The sequence below is a fragment of the Paraliomyxa miuraensis genome (assembly GCF_026337845.1).
Taxonomy (GTDB): domain Bacteria; phylum Myxococcota_A; class Polyangia; order Nannocystales; family Nannocystaceae; genus Paraliomyxa; species Paraliomyxa miuraensis.
In genome coordinates, this window is sequence record NZ_JAOVZF010000134.1 from 112,614 (window position 1) to 130,972 (window position 18,359).

Annotated in this window: 14 protein-coding genes; 6 read left to right on the forward strand and 8 right to left on the reverse strand. The window is 69.1% G+C overall.

Annotated elements, in window-relative coordinates; genetic code table 11:
* Window positions 1–167 precede the first annotated feature (167 nt).
* From OEB96_RS05240 to OEB96_RS05255, 4 genes are all read left to right on the forward strand, one after another.
* Window positions 168–2,129, forward strand: coding sequence for a vWA domain-containing protein (locus OEB96_RS05240; protein ID WP_266214330.1), 1,962 nt, complete (start codon window positions 168–170; stop codon window positions 2,127–2,129).
* An 81-nt stretch (window positions 2,130–2,210) separates the two neighbouring features.
* Entirely contained in the window at window positions 2,211–3,092 is an 882-nt protein-coding gene (locus tag OEB96_RS05245) for a LysR family transcriptional regulator (RefSeq protein ID WP_266214331.1), read from the forward strand.
* 100 nt (window positions 3,093–3,192) lie between these two features.
* Window positions 3,193–4,101, forward strand: coding sequence for an MBL fold metallo-hydrolase (locus OEB96_RS05250; protein WP_266214332.1), 909 nt, complete (start codon window positions 3,193–3,195; stop codon window positions 4,099–4,101).
* Between the two features lie 114 nt (window positions 4,102–4,215).
* Window positions 4,216–5,043, forward strand: coding sequence for a DUF481 domain-containing protein (locus OEB96_RS05255; protein WP_266214346.1), 828 nt, complete (start codon window positions 4,216–4,218; stop codon window positions 5,041–5,043).
* A gap of 7 nt (window positions 5,044–5,050) precedes the next feature.
* Here OEB96_RS05255 and OEB96_RS05260 read toward each other — a convergent pair whose 3' ends face one another.
* The 5 genes from OEB96_RS05260 to OEB96_RS05280 all read right to left on the reverse strand — a co-directional run bounded on the left by OEB96_RS05260 (window position 5,051) and on the right by OEB96_RS05280 (window position 13,523).
* On the reverse strand, window positions 5,051–6,409 hold the full coding sequence (locus OEB96_RS05260; RefSeq protein WP_266214333.1) for a hypothetical protein: 1,359 nt from the start codon (window positions 6,407–6,409) through the stop codon (window positions 5,051–5,053).
* A 71-nt stretch (window positions 6,410–6,480) separates the two neighbouring features.
* Complete coding sequence (locus tag OEB96_RS05265; RefSeq protein WP_266214334.1) at window positions 6,481–7,425, reverse strand: hypothetical protein; 945 nt, start codon at window positions 7,423–7,425, stop codon at window positions 6,481–6,483.
* Window positions 7,426–7,973: 548 nt separating this feature from the next.
* Entirely contained in the window at window positions 7,974–9,374 is a 1,401-nt protein-coding gene (locus OEB96_RS05270; protein WP_266214335.1) for a hypothetical protein, read from the reverse strand.
* A gap of 274 nt (window positions 9,375–9,648) precedes the next feature.
* Window positions 9,649–10,575, reverse strand: coding sequence for a hypothetical protein (locus OEB96_RS05275; RefSeq protein ID WP_266214336.1), 927 nt, complete (start codon window positions 10,573–10,575; stop codon window positions 9,649–9,651).
* A gap of 122 nt (window positions 10,576–10,697) precedes the next feature.
* The gene (locus tag OEB96_RS05280; protein WP_266214337.1) at window positions 10,698–13,523 is read right to left on the reverse strand and encodes a protein kinase domain-containing protein; all 2,826 of its coding nucleotides are present in this window, start codon (window positions 13,521–13,523) and stop codon (window positions 10,698–10,700) included.
* Between the two features lie 179 nt (window positions 13,524–13,702).
* Between OEB96_RS05280 and OEB96_RS05285 the strand changes: the two genes are divergently transcribed.
* Both OEB96_RS05285 and OEB96_RS05290 read left to right on the forward strand, forming a co-directional pair.
* Entirely contained in the window at window positions 13,703–15,010 is a 1,308-nt protein-coding gene (locus tag OEB96_RS05285; RefSeq protein ID WP_266214338.1) for a DUF4388 domain-containing protein, read from the forward strand.
* Between the two features lie 4 nt (window positions 15,011–15,014).
* Window positions 15,015–15,479 carry a response regulator transcription factor gene (locus OEB96_RS05290; protein ID WP_266214339.1) on the forward strand — a complete coding sequence of 155 codons (465 nt, stop codon included), beginning with the start codon at window positions 15,015–15,017 and terminating at the stop codon, window positions 15,477–15,479.
* A gap of 21 nt (window positions 15,480–15,500) precedes the next feature.
* Here the strand turns inward: OEB96_RS05290 and OEB96_RS05295 are convergent, their stop codons facing one another.
* The 3 genes from OEB96_RS05295 to OEB96_RS05305 all read right to left on the reverse strand — a co-directional run.
* Window positions 15,501–16,481, reverse strand: a complete 981-nt coding sequence (locus OEB96_RS05295; RefSeq protein WP_266214340.1) for a peptidylprolyl isomerase — start codon at window positions 16,479–16,481, stop codon at window positions 15,501–15,503.
* An 840-nt stretch (window positions 16,482–17,321) separates the two neighbouring features.
* Window positions 17,322–17,873, reverse strand: a complete 552-nt coding sequence (locus OEB96_RS05300) for a hypothetical protein (protein ID WP_266214341.1) — start codon at window positions 17,871–17,873, stop codon at window positions 17,322–17,324.
* Window positions 17,874–17,884: 11 nt separating this feature from the next.
* Window positions 17,885–18,359: hypothetical protein (locus OEB96_RS05305; RefSeq protein ID WP_266214342.1), on the reverse strand; the 475-nt coding region annotated here is incomplete at its 5' end.

The window sequence follows — 18,359 nt, forward strand, 5'->3', positions numbered from 1 at the left end:
CGCTCCCTCGCGGTCGAGGGTCCCATAGCGGCCTCCATCGGCCTCCGTTCGACCAGTAGCGCGCGATCCTCCGCCACTTCGCATTTTCTTCCGCAGCCGCCGTAAGTCGGTCCGAGCCGCTGGCGTTCCGGGGCCGACTCGACGGGAAGACCCCGCGACGGAGGCCCATGCGACACCACCCGCGAACGATCGTCGTCCTTGCCGCTCCCCTGCTCGCCGCCCTCTGCTTTGGGTGCGCCAAGAAGGCCCCACGCAGCCATGCACCGGATGACTACGGCGACGCCGCGGGCGCGGCCTACGAGTACGACGACGGCCATGCAGCCCCGTACGACGAGTACGAAGAGTACGCGGACGGAGCCCTGGCCGGCAGCGACTCGGCCCCCGAGTCGATCCCCTACGACATGCAGGACGACGCCCCGGAGATGACCTCCGCCTCTCGCTCCGCGCCCGAGGCCGAGCCCGCCGAAGTGAGCTACGAGGCCGAGGAAGCGATGACGGCGAAGCACTCGCGCGATCGAGGCCGAGCGCTTCGTCAGGAGCGTCGCAGCAACCGGCGAGATCGCGGCAAGGCCCTGGCCACCGCGCCCAGCCCGGGTGTTGCCACGGCCCCCACGCAGAAGGCCACCGCTGCGACCCCGCCGCCCAAGGTCGCCGTCACCCCGTTGCCCGCGCCGATCCACGACACCGAGGCCTACGGCCACATCCAGGAGAACGAGTTCATCGCGGTGGCCGACGATCCCCGCTCGACGTTCTCGATCGACGTGGATACCGCGTCCTACAGCAACATGCGCCGCTTCCTGCGAGAGGGTCGCTTGCCGCCCGCCGACGCGGTGCGCATCGAGGAGCTGGTCAACTACTTCGACTACGCCTACCCGCAGCCTCGCGGCGAAGATCCCTTCTCCGTCACCACCGAGGTCGCTCCGTGCCCCTGGAACACCGACCACCGCCTGGTCCACGTGGGCCTGCAGGGCAAGGACGTGGCCGCCAAGGAGGTTCCTCCCCGCAACCTCGTGTTCCTGCTCGATGTCTCGGGCTCGATGAGCGACAGCGACAAGCTCCCGCTGCTCAAGCACGGCATGAAGATGCTCGCCGACCAGCTCCGCCCCCAGGACCGCGTGTCGATCGTGGTCTACGCCGGGGCCTCGGGGGTGGTGCTCGAGCCCACCGCCGATCGCGACGCGATCAAGCAGGCGCTGTCGCGGCTCGAGGCCGGCGGCTCGACCAACGGCGGGGCCGGCATCGAGCTGGCCTACCAGCTCGCGGCCCAAAGCTTCGTCAAGGGCGGGATCAACCGCGTGATCCTGGCCACCGACGGCGACTTCAACGTGGGCGTGACCAGTGAAGGCGATCTGGTCCGGCTCATCGAGCACAAGCGCGAGTCGGGGGTGTTCTTGTCGGTGCTGGGCTTTGGCCGCGGCAACCTCAACGACTCGACGATGGAGCAGCTGGCCGACAAGGGCAACGGCAACTATGCCTACATCGACAGCGGCGCCGAGGCCCACAAGGTGCTCGTGGAGCAGGCCGGCGCCACGCTCATGACCATCGCCAAGGACGTGAAGATCCAGGTGGAGTTCAACCCGGCCGAGGTCGCCGCCTACCGCCTGGTGGGCTACGAGAACCGCAAGCTCGCGCACCGCGACTTCAACGACGACACCAAGGACGCGGGCGAGATCGGGGCCGGGCACACGGTCACCGCGCTCTACGAGGTGGTCCCGGTGGGCCAGGGGACCGCACCCGAGGTGGATCCGCTCAAGTATCAGGACCCGGGCACGGCGCTCCGCCCCGCGGCGAGCAGCGGCGAGCTGATGACGGTCAAGCTGCGCTACAAGCAGCCCACGGGGCACACGAGCAAGCTCTCGAGCGTGCCGGTCATGGATCGCGACGGCGTCGTCGCCGACAGCTCCGAGAGCTTCCGCTTCGCGGCCGCGGTGGCCGAGTTCGGGCTGCTGCTGCGGCACTCCAAGTGGCGCGGGAACGCGAGCTGGGCCCAGGCGTACGCACTGGCCGGCAGCGCCCTTGGGATCGACTCGCATGGTCGACGCGCCGAGCTGCTCGGCCTCATCGAGCAGGCAGCTGCGCTGTCGGGGCAGGACGTGGAGGCGGTCGCCGAGACGACCATCGCCCGCTGAGTTCCCCTGGGCTCCTCTGGCCGTCTGGCCTTCCCTGGTGTCGCTCGGCCGCGCTACGCTGGCGCCGAGCGACGCCTTGCCGTGTTCGAGTGGAACGACCTGCGGTACTTCCTCGCCGTGGCCCGAGCCGGCACGCTGTCGGCCGCCGCGAGGGAGCTTGGCGTGGCGCAGACCACCGTGGGTCGTCGCCTCGAGGTGCTCGAGGAGGCGCTGGGCTCACGGCTGTTCGATCGCACCAAGGGTGGGCTGAACCTGAGCCCGGTGGGTCACCAGATCCTCGCGCTCGCCCACACCATGGAGCGCACGGCGGGTGACCTCGAGCGACGCGCTCGCGGCCGAGACCAGGCACTCGAGGGCCTGGTGCGCATCACCACCACCGAGGCCTTCGCCCGCACCAACGTGGTCCCCCGGCTCGCGAAGCTGCAGCGCGAGCACCCGGGGCTCGTGTTCGAGGTGCTCGCGGGCAACCGTCAGATCGACCTCGATGGGCGCGAAGCCGACCTCGCGGTACGGTTGGTTCGCCCCGAGGACCCCTCGCTCGTCGCCCGCAGAATCGGCCAGATCGAGCTGCACCTCTACTCGAGCCCGGCCTATCTCGAGCAACACGGCGAGGTGAGCCTCGGCGCGGGTCTCTCCGGACACCGGGTCGCCGGCTACGTCGGAGAGATGGCCCGAGCTCCCGAGGCGCGCTGGCTGGCCGAGCACGCGTCGCAGGCCGAGGTGGTGCTGCGGTCCAACAGCATCCCGGCGCTGGTCAGCGCGGTCGAGCACGGCATGGCGCTGGCCATCCTGCCCGCCACCCTGGCCGCCGAGTGCGGGCTTCGATGCGTGCTCCAGCTGCCGCAGCTTCCCCCACGCCCGGTGTGGCTGGTGTTCCACGCCGACCTTCGCGACAACGCGCGGGTGCGCTGCGTGGTCGAGGCGCTGGCCATCGACGAGACCGCGCCGAGTACGCAGGGCTGACCGGGAGACTCTGCACCGCTGCAGGGATCGTCTGCGAACATGCAGATGCCGTGGGCCGTGCCTGGGCGTCATGGTGGACCTCGTCGGGAAGGACCACGCCATGACCCTCCAGCGCTCCATCATCGCCCTCATCGCTCCCCTCGCCCTCGCGGCCTGTGCCACCGCGGCCCGGCCCGTGCCGCCGCCAACGCTGCAGATCACGGCGTACGCGGCAGCGCCCGCCAATGGCCGCGTCAACTCCTACCTCGTCACCGGTCGCACCAAGGCCATGCTGGTCGATGCGCAGCTCGTGCGCAGCGAGACGGAGAAGGTGATCGCGATGGTGCGGGCGTCGGGCAAGGAGCTGGAGACCATCGTCGTCACCCATGCCCACCCCGATCACTTCATGGGCCTGGCCCAGCTCCATGCTGCGTTTCCCTCGGCGCGGATCGTGGCCCGACCCGAGGTGGTGGAGGCGCTGCCCGAGGCGTTCGATCGCTTCGTTCCCCTGCTCGAGAAGTTCTTTCCCGGTGACGTCGCCGACGCGCTGGTGATGCCCGAGGTGCTGTCGCAGCCGCACCTGCAGCTCGAGGGCGTGGACATCGAGGTGCTCGACTTCCACGAGGGCGAGAGCGAGTACGTCAGCGCGCTGGTGATCCCGTCGATGCAGGCCGTGCTGTGCTCCGACATGGCCTACAACCACGTGCACCCGTGGCTCAACGAGCTGCGCTTCGACGGGGTACGGGAGCACGCCAGGGCCCTGCAGGAGCTGCCGGGGGTGCAGACCGTCTATCCCGGACACGGCGGTCCGATGACCAAGCCGCAGCTGCAGGAGTACATCACCTACGTGGACGAGTTCCTGCAGGTCGCCGAGGGGGCGTCCGACACCAAGGCGATCGTCGATGCGATGTCGGCCAAGCACCCCGACTACGAGGCGCTGGCGGGCCTGCGGTTCTCGGCCTCGGCCTTCGTGCAGGCGCGGGAGGTCGAGGCCCAGCCGGCCGCTGACTCGTCCACCGCGACGCCGTAGTGCGAGGTACGAGCGAGGAGGATCACCATGGGCACGAGCGGGTCGCACGGGTGGGCGTGCAGGCGGGGGAGCGGCCGGCGCTCGTGGTGGTGGGATGTCTCGATCGCCTTGCTGATGCTGTGGCCGACGCTGGCGTCGGCCTCGGTCAACTTCGAGAAGCGCCGACGGGCGCTCGTTCGACCGGGCTGGTCGATGGGGATCGATCTCCACGGCGGCCTCCGGCGGGGCAACCTCAACGTGCTCGAGCTCGGCGGCGGTGAATTCGTGGGCTGGCAGGCCGATCGGCTCGGGTTCCTGCTGCTGGGCGAGCATCGCTTCCGGGCCCAGACCCTCGCTCGCGCCGGCCAGGGCTTCTCCGACCTGCCGCGGTCTCGGCAGCTCAACGCCCACATGGGACACCTGCGCCTGTTCCACCGGCTCGGACCACGGCTGTCGGTCGAGGCCTTCACCCAGGTGGAGGCCGACGAGCTGAGCGTGCTGCGCTGGCGCCAGCTGGTCGGCACCGGCCTGCGACTGCGCGTGATCGAGCGGGATGGGCTGTCGCTGCACCTGGGCACCGCGTACGTTCCCGAGCTCGAGATCCTCGATCGGGCGCTGTTCCTGGGCCAGCCCGGCGGGCATGGGCCGATCAACGTCTGGCAGCGCGTGGGACAGGTGATCGATGCCTCGGTGGGCCGCGGCCCGGTAACGCTCGTCAACACGTTCTACGTGCAGCCGCGGATCGACGACCCTCGCGACGTGCGGGTGCTCGACGAGGCCTCGCTCGTGATAGCGGTGTCCAAGCACGTCTCGCTCGAGCTCGCGGGCTCGGTGCGCGTGGACACGCGGCCGCCGTCCTACTGCGCGGTACCGGTGGGTACGGGCGGGTGCGCGCCCGAGCTCGTGCGGCGGGTGGTGGGGACGGAGGTCGCCGTGGATCCGGCGCTGGCGGTGTCGTTCTGAGACGACCTCACAGCTCGAGCCTTCCGTACCAGATCTGCTCGTCGGCGACCGCATACTGGCCGCAGACGGCGAAGTGCAGCCCGCTGACCGGCGCGGTCTGGTACTCGGGTCTCATCACGTAGATCGCCGACGGAGCTTCGAAGCCTGCGGCGGGTATGGCCACCGGCAGGCTCGACGCGGTGCTCCAGTCGATCACCGAGCCCGCCGAGGCCCAGCGCGCTTCGAGTCCGGCTGGGCCGCTGCCCACGAGCACGAGCGGGCCGCCACCGTCGTGGAGGAAGCGAGCGTTGCCGAGATCGTCGAGGGTCGCGACCGGATCGGAGTAATCGGACCACGCTGCGCCGGCCGGCAGGTAGTGGTAGGTCAGCGTGCCCGCGAGGTGGGCCAGCGCATGGGTGTCGCCGGTCCGAGGGTCGACCCAGAGGTCGGCGCTCGAGCGCACCTGGCCGGCCGGAGGCGGTGGCGTGAGCGTGTCGAAGGTGGCGGGGGAGCCCAGCGACAGCTCGTCGACCCCCGCCGCGTACTCGCCCATGGGATACGCGCCCACGTAGGCCTGTCCGAGCAGCGAGACCTCGCTCGGGCCGCGAAAGCTCGCGCGCACATAGGCGTAATCGTTCCAGCCGGGCAGCACCGAGACCACGGGGCCGTTCCAGCCGCCGCCGTAGTCGTAGGTGTAGATCCACTGGCCCGTGCCGCCTGCGGCCCCGACCACCGTGAACCAGGTGATCGTCTCGCCCGCGGGGCCGAGCGCAGCGCCCACGTAGTTCGAGGAGGGAGGCGTGGCGTAGGGGCCTCCGATCTGGATCGCGTTGCAGGCGGCGTACGTGGGATCGGTCGTGTCGAAGTAGCACTCCTCGAGGAAGTGCCCGGCGACGTCGACCGCGTAGGTCATGATGAAGCCGTTGCGCAGCACGTGGGCCGCGTTCTGCTGGACGCCCGGGGTGTGCGGTTGGCTGGCCACCGTCTGCCATCCCGAGGCGTCGCGCCGGGCATAGTGGATGGTGGTGTTGTCCAGCACGCTGGGACCGCCGTCGTACGCAAACCACGGGGTCCCGCGATCATCGAGCATGGGCGCACGCAAGTGCGGGCCCCAGCCGCCGTGCATCTCTGCGTGGTGGCGGTTCTGATCGGTGATGAGCTCGACGGTGACGCTGGGATCGATGGGGGGGCCGGTGGTGTCCGAGGTGCTGTCCGGGTCGAGAGTGGTGGTCGCGGGGGTCGTGGTGCTCGTACCGATGCTCGAGTCCGGGTCGGGGTCGAGGGTCGTGGCACTGGGCTCGGTGGTGGGGACGGCGGTGGTACTGCCCGGGTCGGGCTCCGGAGGCTCGGAGGTGGCGGGGGTGCACGCACCGACGACGGCGAGCATCCAGGCGATGGGCCGTCGCGGGGTTCGGGGAGTCGGCGTGAGGGGTGGCATCGCGAGGTTGGACCGACCGGCTATGGGATGAAGTCCGCTCCGGCGCGCTCGGGCGTCCCCTCGACGCCCGAACGGGACTCACCGTCGATGTCGACCGAAGGGTCTCCATCGTCCCACTGCGCGACGTTCTGAAAGGTGCTTTGACCAGATCCCGAGAGATGGAAGTCACCCGTTGCGTAGCTGGTGAACCAACTCGTCATCGTGGCCATGACTTCGCTGTTGTCCGTCCCGGCAAGCACCGTATTGGCCGCAGTGTGGTCGGCAGTGAACATCGCGCAGTCGACCTCCGGCTCGGTGCCTCGCGTGAGGATGATGCTGTCGCTCACCGTTACATCGGAGCCGGCGTCGCACAGAATGGCATTGGATGCTCCTAGAGCAGCCCCCACCGTCGAGTATTGAATGGCCATGCTGGAGCCCGTGAGGTTGTTGAGCGCGGGAAGATCAATCGCCCCACCGATGAAACTGTTGCGCATCATCAATTCGGCGCTCGTTTCGGCTCGAACGGCCACTCCCGTGTTCTGCGCAATGGTACTCCGATCGATCCATAGCATCGCTCCGTCTACGCGAATTGCAGGGTCGGCCAACGAGCCATTGCTTCGTAGGTCGATTTCATCCACCAAGACCGTCGCGCCCCCCGTCACCCTCAGCTGAGGCGCTCCTGCTCCCATCGTCCTTTGCCACTCGACCGCGTCGCCATCCGCGGCCAAGAACGCCACGATGATCCCATTGACGACCAACGCCTCGTTGTAGGTTCCTTCGGAGACGATGATCGTCCCCCCGCCGCCCGCGCTCACGGCCGTCAGCGCAGAGGTCAAGTTCGGCTGCATCTGGCCGACCCCCACGGTCACCACCATGCCCTCCACGCACGCCCCGGTGAACAGGTTGCAGGCCGCCGGCCCGCAGTGCTCGTGCTCGCTGCACGGGATGCACGTATTGGTGATCGGATCGCAGTAGGGCGAGTCCACGGTGCACCCGCCGTCCTCCTCGGTGGTGCACTCCACGCATGCCCCGTTCGGAGCGCACACGAGGCTGCCTCCGCAGGTGGTCAGCGGATCATCCGACGAGCACCGCATGCACTCCCCACCCACGCAGAACGGCGTGTTTCCGGTGCATGTCTCTCCAAACGTCCCGTCGGGCTCGTCGCACGAGGGCAGTGGTCCCGTCGTCGAGCTGTGCGACGTCGTCTCGTCGGCGCCCGTCGATGAAGTCGAATCGGGCTCCAGCGTGGTCGACGACGTGGACGCCTCGCTGATCGTCGTCGAGCTGCCGCTGCTGCCATCGCCGTCATCGAGGGATGGCAAGGGATTCGGGCACCCGCAACAGAGCAAGAACAACGACGTCGACCAAGGCAGACCGCGAGCCATGAGAGAGTATCGGCGATCGGCCGCGACTCATCTACCCGGAAGCGTCAAGAGCCCGCCCGAGGCGAGATCGAGCCGCGAACAGTCGGGTGCGGCTCGACGTCGACCGCCGAGCACATTGTCACGGCCCGAACTACCCTCGGCCCGACCTGCTACGGGATGAAGTCCGCTCCGGCGTACTCGGGCGTCCCATCAGCCCCGGAGCGCGCCATTCCGTCGATGTCGACCAAAGGATCACCATCGTTCCACTGAGCGACACCTTGGAACACCGGCTGTCCGGACACCGAGAGGTGGAAGTCACCGGTGTTGTAGCTGGTGAACCAACCGGTCATCGTGCCCATCACCTCGATGTTGTCCGTCCCGACGAGCACGGTATTGGCTGCGGTGTGCTCTGCGGTCAGCATGGCGCAATCGACCTCGGGCAAGCCTCCACGGGTGAGGATGATGCTGTCACTGACCGTCACGTCGGAACCGGCATCGCACAGAATGCCATTCGAATTGCCGGTGCCTCCACCAATGGTGGAGTACCGAATGGTCATGCTCGAGCCCATGGTGTTGTTCAACGCAGGAAGGTCCACCTCTCCACCAATGAAGCAATTGCGAAGGACGACTTCTGCGCTGGCTTCGGTGCGAACCGCGATGCCGTCGTTCTGTGCAATGACGCCTCGATCCACCCACAGCGAAGCACCATCGACCCGCAGCGCGGGATCGACGGCCGAATCGTTGTTTCGAAGGTCCATTTCGTCCATCAAGACCGTCGCACCACCCGTCACGCGAAGCTGCGGCGCTCCCACTCCCTGGGTGCGCTGCCAGGTCACCGCCGCACCTTCGTCGGCCAAGAAGGCGATGATCGCTCCGCCACCGATGATCACCTCCTCGTCGTAGCTCCCAGTGGCCACGATGATCGTCCCCCCGCCACCGGCATTGACCGCCGCCACCGCGGCTGCCAGGGTCGGATATTGTTGTCCGGCTCCTGCGGTCACCACCATCCCTCCCACGCACGCCCCGGTGAACAGGTTGCAGGCCGCCGGCCCGCAGTGCTCGTGCTCGCTGCACGGCATGCACGTATTGGTGATCGGATCGCAATAGGGCGAGTCCACGGTGCACGCGCCGTCCTCCTCGGTGGTGCACTCCACGCATGCCCCGTTCGGAGCGCACACGAGGCTGCCTCCGCAGGTGGTCAGCGGATCATCCGACGAGCACCGCATGCACTCCCCACCCACGCAGAACGGCGTGTTTCCGGTGCATGTCTCCCCAAACGTTCCATCGGGCTCGTCGCACGAGGGCGGCGGCCCCGTGGTGGTGTCCGTGTCCGAGATCGTGGTCGTGGCCGTGTCCGGATCGATGGTGGTGGTCACCGAGGTCGACTCGGTGTCGTCCGCCGTCGTCGTCGTGGTCGTGCCCTCGTCGGTGGTGGGCGCCGTCGTCACATCGCTCCCGCACTGCCCCGCCACCCCGGCCTGACCCAGGGGCACGCACCCATGCAAGTCCCCCGGAGGCGAGCACGGATCGCACTCCTGGGTCTCGGAGCATGGATTTTGATCCATGTGCATGCAGTGATCCTTGTTGGGGAGGGAAATGCAGGCCTGCGCGCTTCCAAGCGCCGCACAGAGGGCCATAGAGGGGATAAGCCAACGCGGTGCGTCTGCCATGATGCGGCTAGGTTCGCATGGCTCCCCGGGCCTCGGCAAACGAACACGGGGACCCAGGCGCTCCACCCCACCGTGCAGCGGCGATCACCGACGGTGTGGTGATTCACCGCGGACGACCCGAGGAGACGAAGCACGCGACCTCGTCCCGAAGCCCGCGTCCGCGGACGAGCGACGACTAGAACCGACCGGTGAGGCCGATCCCACCGCGATCGATACCCACCCAGGGATGCACCACGGCGGTCGCCTTGCCCTTGGATGCTTGCTTGGCCTTGGCCTGCTTGCGATCGCTGGCCAAGAGCACGGCACCCACCACCACGAGCACGGCCCCCAGGCCCAGCACGCCTCCACCGACGGGACGCGTGGTGTCGAGCCGCGTCGGATCGTCCTCCGAAATGGTGGGCTTGCGAATCAGCAACGGCACGCCGGTCCCCACGCCGAGACTACCCATCACCACCAAGGCGACCCCGGCCTTGCCCTTGCCCCCCAGTCCACCGGGCTCCACGTCCTCGATCGGATCCTTTGGGCCCTCAGGATCGGGCCCCGGGTCGGGCTCGATCTTCGGTCCCGGCCCCGGACCAGGCTCGGGCTCGGGCTTGGGCACCACCAGCTTGGGTGCCACCTGCACCGCCAGCGCCTCGACCTTCTCGACGAGCTCGTCCTCGGTGCACAGCTGGCAATCGAAGCCACCCGTGCCGTCCTTGATCACGTCGCCGTCGTAGACGATCTCGTACTCGACGCGGTAGCCGCCCGCATCGCGCAGCGAGAGCACCACCCGCAGCTCGGGACCCGCGGGCGCATCGGTGATGGTCACCGCCTGGCTCTCGAGACCGGCAAGACCGACCTTCATGGCCCGACCCGCGAGCACGGGACCACCTTCGCCCAAGGCATCGGCATCGACGAAGAGCCGGCCCTGACGCGGCGCGCCATCCACCTTCGCCGGCTCGGACACCGGATCGGCCCCCGAATCCCTGACGGGATCCTTGGCCGCGGCATCCCCCTTCTTGGACTTGCCGGGCGCGAAGGCCGAGGCCCCGCCCACGGGCAATCCCAGGGCCAGCGCAAGCGAGCAGACGACGACGGTGGGCAGCGAGGAGGCGCGCATCTTGACCTTCTGAGCACACTACGAATCCCGCGCGCCCGCAAGGGCCCGAAGGCGGCCAGGCCAAGGTCAAATTCTCGGACCGAGATCCCGGGGAGCAGACGGCCAAGAGCGCCCAGACCGGCTCACCCGCCCATGGCCGCCCGTTGCTGACAATTCTTGGCCGTGGTCTTGGCTTCGTTGCTCCGCGCGGCCTTGACCAGCTTGGCGCACTCGGCGAACTGCTTGTTCTCGAACAGGCCCTTGATCTTCATGTCGGCGTAGTCTCCGCGGTACTTGCCCTTCCAGCAGGTCCGCGAGCCGAGGTGCGAGAGCATCTCCTTCCACGCCCGGCGCTTGTAGGCATCGTGCGCCGACTGACGCGTCCGCTTGCACTTGGCGCTCTCGAGCGGGTTCTTCTCGACCGCACCGCCGTCGGCCGAGGCCTGGCCATCGTCTCCCGCCGCGTCGGCCTTGCCGTCGTCCTCGGGACCACTGGAACCATCGGGCTCGGTCCCCCCGGTTCCCGGGGCGGGCTTGACCGCCTTGCCGTCGTCGCCGGCCGCCTTGCCATCGTCGCCGGCCACCTTGCCGTCGTCGCCGGCCGCCTTGCCGTCGTCGCCGGCCGCCTTGCCTCCCTCGGCCACGAGCCCGTCGTTGGGCGAGCCCTCGGTGGCGTTCTTCTCGCGCAGCATCTGCCACCACACACCGACCGTGAGCAGCAAGAGCAGCACCAGACCCACGGAGGCGAGCACCCACCACGCCTTGCGCGACGGGCCGCCCATCGCATAGTCGACGTCGACCGGCGTGGAGAGCAGCGAGTCGTTGGCGTGCGGCCGCGAGTGCACCCGGGACAGGCTCTCGTCGAACGCGTCGTAGGCCGGCGGCGGGGGCAGGCCCCCCGAGTCGTACATGGGCGGCGGCCCGAACGGCGGCAGCCGCCCCGGCAGCGCCAGCGCGGTCACGGGCGCGCCGTCGCGCATGAACCGACCCGAGCTCGAGACCTCCATGGCCTGCATGCCCTCGAGCGCCGCGACGATCGGCTCGAGGACCCCGAGGAACTCGTCGGTGCTGGCCGGCCGCCGATTGGGATCGACGGCGATGCACGCGTGCACGAGCTCGACCAGCGGCGGCGGCAAGCCGGCCCGGCGCATGTCGAGTCGAGGCGGAGCCTCGGTGGCCTTGCGCGCGAGCACCTCCACCACGTTCTCGGACACGAACGGCGGCTCGCCGGCCAGGGCCTCGTAGAGCATCACGCCCATGGCGTAGATGTCGAACTGCTCGGTGGGCGGGCGTCCCTTGCTCTGCTCGGGCGCCATGTACTCGGGAGTGCCGAGCGCACGCCCCGGGATCGTCAGGCGCTGCTCCTCGGGCGTTCGATCGGCGCTGGCCGAGATCCCGAAGTCGAGCACCTTGACCATCTCACCCTCGCCACGGTTGACGAGCATGATGTTGTCGGGCTTGAGGTCGCGGTGGATGATGCCCACGCCGTGGGCGGCTCGCACCGCTCGCGCCACGTCGCGGATGATCCGACACGCGCGCAGCACGTCGAGCGGGCCGAGCTCGACCAGCTCCTCGTAGAGCGAGCGCCCGGTGAGGAACTCCATCACGATGAAGAGACGACGGTCGGGCAGCTCGCCCGCGTCGAACACCTCGATGATGTTGGGGTGGCCCGCCGCGCTCGCGGCCCGCGCCTCTTCCTTGAAGCGGCGCGCGACCACCTCGTGCTCGCTCCACTCGTGGGTGAGCACCTTGATCGCGACCTTGCGACCGACCGTGATGTGCTCGGCGAGGTAGACCGTGCCCATGCCGCCGCGACCCAGCGGCTCGGCGACGCGATAGCGCTGGGCGATGATGGTGCCGGGGGCGATGGTCTCGCCGTCGGTGGGCACCGGCCTCGCCGCTCCGCCTCGCGGCGGCGCGCCGATCATCTCTTCGTCGTCGACGTCGGCGTCGTCGAGCAGCTCGATGTCACCCGCGCCGCCGGCCGCTCCCGCCAAGGCCATGGCCTCGAGATCGTCCATCAGCACCGAGTAGGACTCGTGATCGCGCTCGCGCGCCTCGCCGAACAGCCGGTTCATGAAGTCGGCCATCCGCTCCTGCGTGGTGTCGGGCGCGTGCTCCGACAGCCAGATCGACAGCGCTTCCATGAAGTCGCCGGCGCTCTGGTAGCGCTCCTCGCGAGAGCGCTGCAGGGCCGTCATCACGATGTCGTCGAGCTCTTCGTCGACGCGGTTGGACAGCGAGCTCGGCGGCATCGCGTCCCAGCCGGCCACGGCCTGCGTGTCGGTCTCGCTGTCGCGCAGCGGCCGACCCGTGAGCAGCTCCCACAGGACGACGCCGCAGCCGTACACGTCGGCGCGACCGTCGAGCGGGCTGCGCGTCGCCTGCTCGGGCGCCATGTAGCCGACCTTGCCGAACACCATGCCCGGCACGGTGAGGCTGGCCTTCATGGCCGAGGTCGCCAGGCCGAAGTCGGCCAGGCGTACCGCGCCGGCCCAGTCGATGAGGATGTTGCTCGGTGAGACGTCGCGGTGCACCAAGCCCAACCCGGGGAAGGTATGGGCGTAGTGCAGCCCGCGCAGCACCTCGCGAACGATGTGCACTGCGAGCGGGACCGGAAATGCCCGGCCCACTTCCGCGCAGCGATCCCACACGTCGGCGAGATCACGGCCCTCGATCAGCTCCATGGCGATGTAGAGCTGCCCGCCCACTTCACCGGCCTCGCGTACGTCGACGATGTTGTTGTGGTGCAAGCGCACCACGACCTTCGCCTCGTCGAGGAAGCGCGTCCGGAAATCGTGGTCGGGCGCACCCTGGCGTAGCAGCTTGACCGCCGCGAGCCGGGCGAGTGAGCCCTCTCCTACTGCGGCGACGTAGACCGTCGCCATGCCGCCCTCCCCGCGCCTCGCCATGAGCTGGAACTTGCCCAGCCGACGGGGCGGGACGAGCCGCTGTAGCGACTCCACCATGGCGCGAACGCTACCACGGACCCGGCGTTTGTGAGTATGCTTGGCCCCCCGACCGTCGGGTGGCGCAAATCACGGCAACCGTGGCGCTCCGCCCTGCCAGCCGGGGGACCTCGGGACACCAAGGGGCGCACCTCGCTCCCCGCCTCCGCCCACCACCCCCGGTACACCCACCCGACCTCATGGCCTCCTCCTCCCCGCCGGGCGCCCCGGGCATCCTCTACTTCGACCCGAACCCCACCACGGCCAAGCTCGCCACCGCGGGCATGCAGCTGGCCGGGTATCGAGTGCTGCACGCATCTACCCAGGAACAGGCGGTCAGGTTGTGCCGAGCCCATGGGCCGGGGGGCGACGGCACTGTGGTCGCGTTGCTGCTCGATACCGCGACCTCCCCCGCCGTGGCTGCCGCCACCCTGAGGGCCCTGGTGCAGGTCCCCGGGGCCACCGAGCTGCCGGGCGTCCTACTGGTCAGCCGGGCAAACCCCACGCCGATCCCGGGCGCGGAGGGCCTGCCCTCCCTGCGGCGGCCGTTCACGATCCCTGCGCTGCACAAGATCCTGCGCGAGGCGATCGACCAGGCCCCCACCCCCCCGGCCTCCCGCAAGGCCAAGGTGAGCGAGGAGCTCCGCGCACGGCTCCACGAGGTGCTGGCCCAGGCCGGGATCGGAGCCGACGCCGCGGCGCTCGACCGCTTGGCCTCGGCCCTGGTCACCGATGCCGCGATCCCCACCCCCGCGGCCGGGATCGCGTTGCGGGGCAACGTGGCCAGCCTGCGCCTCGAGTCGGTGCTGCAGATGCTGGCGGCCGACGGGGTGCGCGGCGTGTTGTCGGTGGAGCACGAAGACCGCTACGTCCGCCTCCACCTCGACCAGTCGTTCATTCGCCTCGCGGAGGTCAAGGGCATCCGCGAGGAGGACCTGCGCCTGGGTCGCTTCGTGGTGGAGGATGGCTACTTGTCGGCGGCCGCGGTCGAGTCGGTGGCCAGCGTGCCCGACTCTCGCGGCCGTGTGCTCGGACAGCGCCTGGTCGACGAGGGTCTGCTGCACGCCGCCGAGCTGGCCCAGGTGCTGATCCACCAGGCACGCGAGGTGACGTGCCAGCTGCTGGGGTGGACCGAGGGACGGCTCACCTTCGCGCCCACCACCAACCTCCACCCGCTCGCGGCGGCGGTGGTCGAGGCCAAGGCCGAGCTCCGCGTGGCCGAGGCCTTGCTCGACGCGCTACGCCGCCGCCACGAGGAGGCCGCCATGGGTCCGCACATGGCCGGGGTCGATGACGTCTACGTGCGGATCGATCCCGAGATCGCCAAGATGGGCCGCCAGGCCTTCACCCGCGAGGAGCTGGAGGTGCTCGAGCTGCTCAATGGGCGCAACAGCGTCAAGGAGATCGCCCGCAAGAGCCGCTCGGGGACCTTTGCGGTGGCCACCGTCCTCCATCGACTGAGCCGAAGCGGCCTCACGCGTCGACGCGTGGAGCCGCTGCAGACCTGAGCCCATGGCCCCCTCGCCCCAGTCGTCCTCGTCCAAGTCGTCCTCGTCCCGTGGACCCGATCGCGTGCTCGTGGCCGAGCCCGACGCCGACGAGCGCGCGCGCTTGGTGGCCGTGGTGCGAAGCGCGTCCGAAGCCCTGGGTCGCGAGGTGACGATCGATCAGGCCGCGGATGGCACCACCGCCATGGCCATGTGGACCGAGCACCCGCCGCGCCTGGTGGTATGCGAGGTGCTGCTCGACGGTCTCTCGGGGCTGGCGCTGTTGCGGCGCATGGCCGCCGAGCGCCCCGCCCTGCCGCCGGTGATCTTCGTGACCCGCATGGCGCGGGAGACCGACAAGTACTGGGGCCTGCGCAACGGAGCCCACGCCTACCTCGCCCGCCCCCACGACGACGAGCAGCTCCGCAACCGCGTGAAGGAGGCGCTCGAGAAGGGCTCGCAGGCCGCCCGGCAGCAGCCCTACGAGTAGCCGCGCCGACCCGCGCCGCGGCTACAGCCGAATGTCGATGTGGGCCTTGGCCCGGAGCTGGCGGCGTAGCTCCAGCTCGGCCTTGTAGAACGCCTGCGCCTCGAGCTGCTCGCGGATCCGCTCCTTGGCTTCCTCGTAGCCGAGGGCCGCGGACTCGAGGTGCTCGACGATCGCGAACACCACGTAGCCCTGCCCGGAGGCGGTGGGCCCGATGACCTCGCCGGGCTTGCCCGCGAAGATCGAGGCCTCGAGGGTGGGCGCGATGTCTCCTCGGCCAATGGTGCGCTCGAGCTCGGCCTCGTAGCCGATGGACTCCGCGACGGTCGCGGCATCCTCTCCGTTGCGAAGGCGGCGGGCCACCGCCTGCGCCTGCGCGAACGCGCGGTCGCGATCTTCGCTGGCGCTGCTCTTCGCCGTGAACATCCACTGCATGACCCGCACCTTGGCGCTCTCGTCTCGGGTCATCTTGCGGTAGTGCTCGCGCACCTGGGCCTCGCTGACCGACCAGGTCGCGAGCATCTGCGCCACGCGATACTGGAGGATCTGGTCGCGCAGATCGTCGCGGTACTCGGCCCAGCTCGCGTACTCGTCGCTGGCCTCGACCTGCTGCCGCAGCTCGGCCACCGTCAGCCCGTACTGGGCGGCGACGTTGGGCAGGGCCTGGTCGACGTCCTGCTCGGTCACCCGGATCTCGAAGCGGCGGCCCTCGGCGCGCAGCAGCTCGAGGTCGATGAGCTCGTCGAGCACCTGCGCCTCCACGTCGCGACGCTTCTGCTCGACGAGATCGGCGCTGGCGTTGGCCGGCAGCTGCGACATGGCCTCCTGGAGCAGCGGGTGTCGCTGCGTCTGCCGCCACAGCTCGCTCTCGAGGATGATCTGATCGCCCACCACCGCCACGACCCGGTCGAGGATCAGCCGATTCGAGGGGGCGGCGGCCGCGTCGGCGGGGCGGCCCGGGAGACCCGTGAGCACGAGCGAGCCGAGCAGGACGAGGCGGCGCATCGGGCATGGGATAGCAGCGGCCCGGGGGGCGGAGCAAGGGCGCGGGGACCGACGCCGGCTCGATCCGGGAGGCGAAGACGGGAATTGGCGCGGTGGCGGTGGAGCCGGTAGGGCCGGACGACGTCGGGATTGGCGGGCATACCACCGGGGGTGGCCGGAGGAGTCGTGCCGGGTGCCGGGTGTGACCGGCCGCATGCGGGTCATGGCTCGGGCCGTCCTGGCCGATCCCGTCGTGCGCGTCCTACGTCGCCACGGCGCGGCTCCACGAGTCGAGGGCCGAGCTCGGGGAGTTGGCTCGGGCACGATGACGGGTCGGTAGCAGACGTGCTCCCCGTCGCACGGCCTCGGCAGCGCCCGCACGTCTTCGTCCGATCCACCGCAGCTCACGGCGTAGCCCGTGGGATCGGTGGCCACGAGCGGCCGGTCGTGCACGTAGCTCCAGCGGTTGTACGCCTGACCCGTCGAACGGCGAGACCACCAGCGGGTCGGGCGAGAAGAACCTCCCGAGTACGGGGTGGTACCTGCGACCGCCAATGTCGAACCGACCGGCGTCAATCCGCGCGGGGCGATCGATGAAACCGTTGTGCTTTGGGATCTGGGTGCCCAGACGGCCGATGTGGTCCATCAATGCGAACCCCTGTTGGGTTGCCTGTAGCATCCTTTGCTTGGATGTATCGCCCGTCGGGCGAACTCCCCACCCTTCCACCCTTGGGGGTCGGGATGACGTTTCCGCCAGGATCGACATGAAAGGTTCCGTGTTCGGGAGCCGTGTTGGCGTCAAAATGGCGTAACGCTCGCTATCAAGAGGATCAAGGCGTGGAGTGGACGGGATAGGCAAGTCTATTGGCGGATCTCGTACTTGATATTCACGACGCCCTCTTGACCAAGGCTGCCGCCTTGCAGATACCACCTGGCTGCGCCTTCGCTGTAACCGATGGCCTTGTATTGGGAGCTAGCACCCGTGCGAACATTTGTTGCCCAGACCGGGAAGGCCAAGTGCGCTCGTAAGACACGCCACACCTTGTCGAAGAACCGCAGACTCGAACGATTCTCTTCAGAGACGGCCCGGGCTTTGTTCCACCAATCCGACTTCACGCCAACCTGGCACAGTCGCAGCGTGTCGTCGACAACCCGCGGCACATCGATCTGCACCCAACCGATTCTCTCTTCGTTCAGCGATTCGATCGTCGGTTCGGTGCGACTGGGATCACGCTCCGCGATGTACAGGCGACTCGCAGCCGATATCTCCTCGTCGGCTCCTTGCCACACTGCGATCGGAAGACCAACGCCGTGGCAGAACACCACACAGCCCGGGATTCGGGCTTGGGTGTCTCGGACCCACTCCACAAATTCCTGCTGCGTCACGAACATCGCTTTGGTCTTCGTCGCCATTGATCAGCCCTTCACCGGTCGTATGGTGTGTAGCCGGGGCGCGTTCCCGTCGCCGCCTCGATATCATCCAGCCCTCGTCGTTCCCGGGCTATTGGTTCGCCCGATTGCGTGCTCCTGCCTACGTTTTCCCGGTATACCGAACCGTCCGGCGCACGTGTGGTGATATCAGGACGGCGGCAGGTCTTGCATCCGCCAGGCGTCGGGATCACTTCCTCTGGCAGTGATCCCCCACCGACGTGCTCGTGGCCTTGGGCTCGCAGCTCGTCGATTCTTCGTTCGATCGTTCCTCTGTGAGCAGGTCCGCCGCGACTGCCATGGGGATTTGGCACTCCCCTTGCGGCCTTCCGTACGTCGCCCGCTGCGTCCGCGACGTCCCCGACCGCATCGACCGCGTCGCCGAGCCGCTTGCCCGCCTTGCCGCCGGGGATGAGGCTGAGCAGCCCCTCCGCCCCCGAGGACATGAGCACGTCGAAAGTGTCCTCGCCA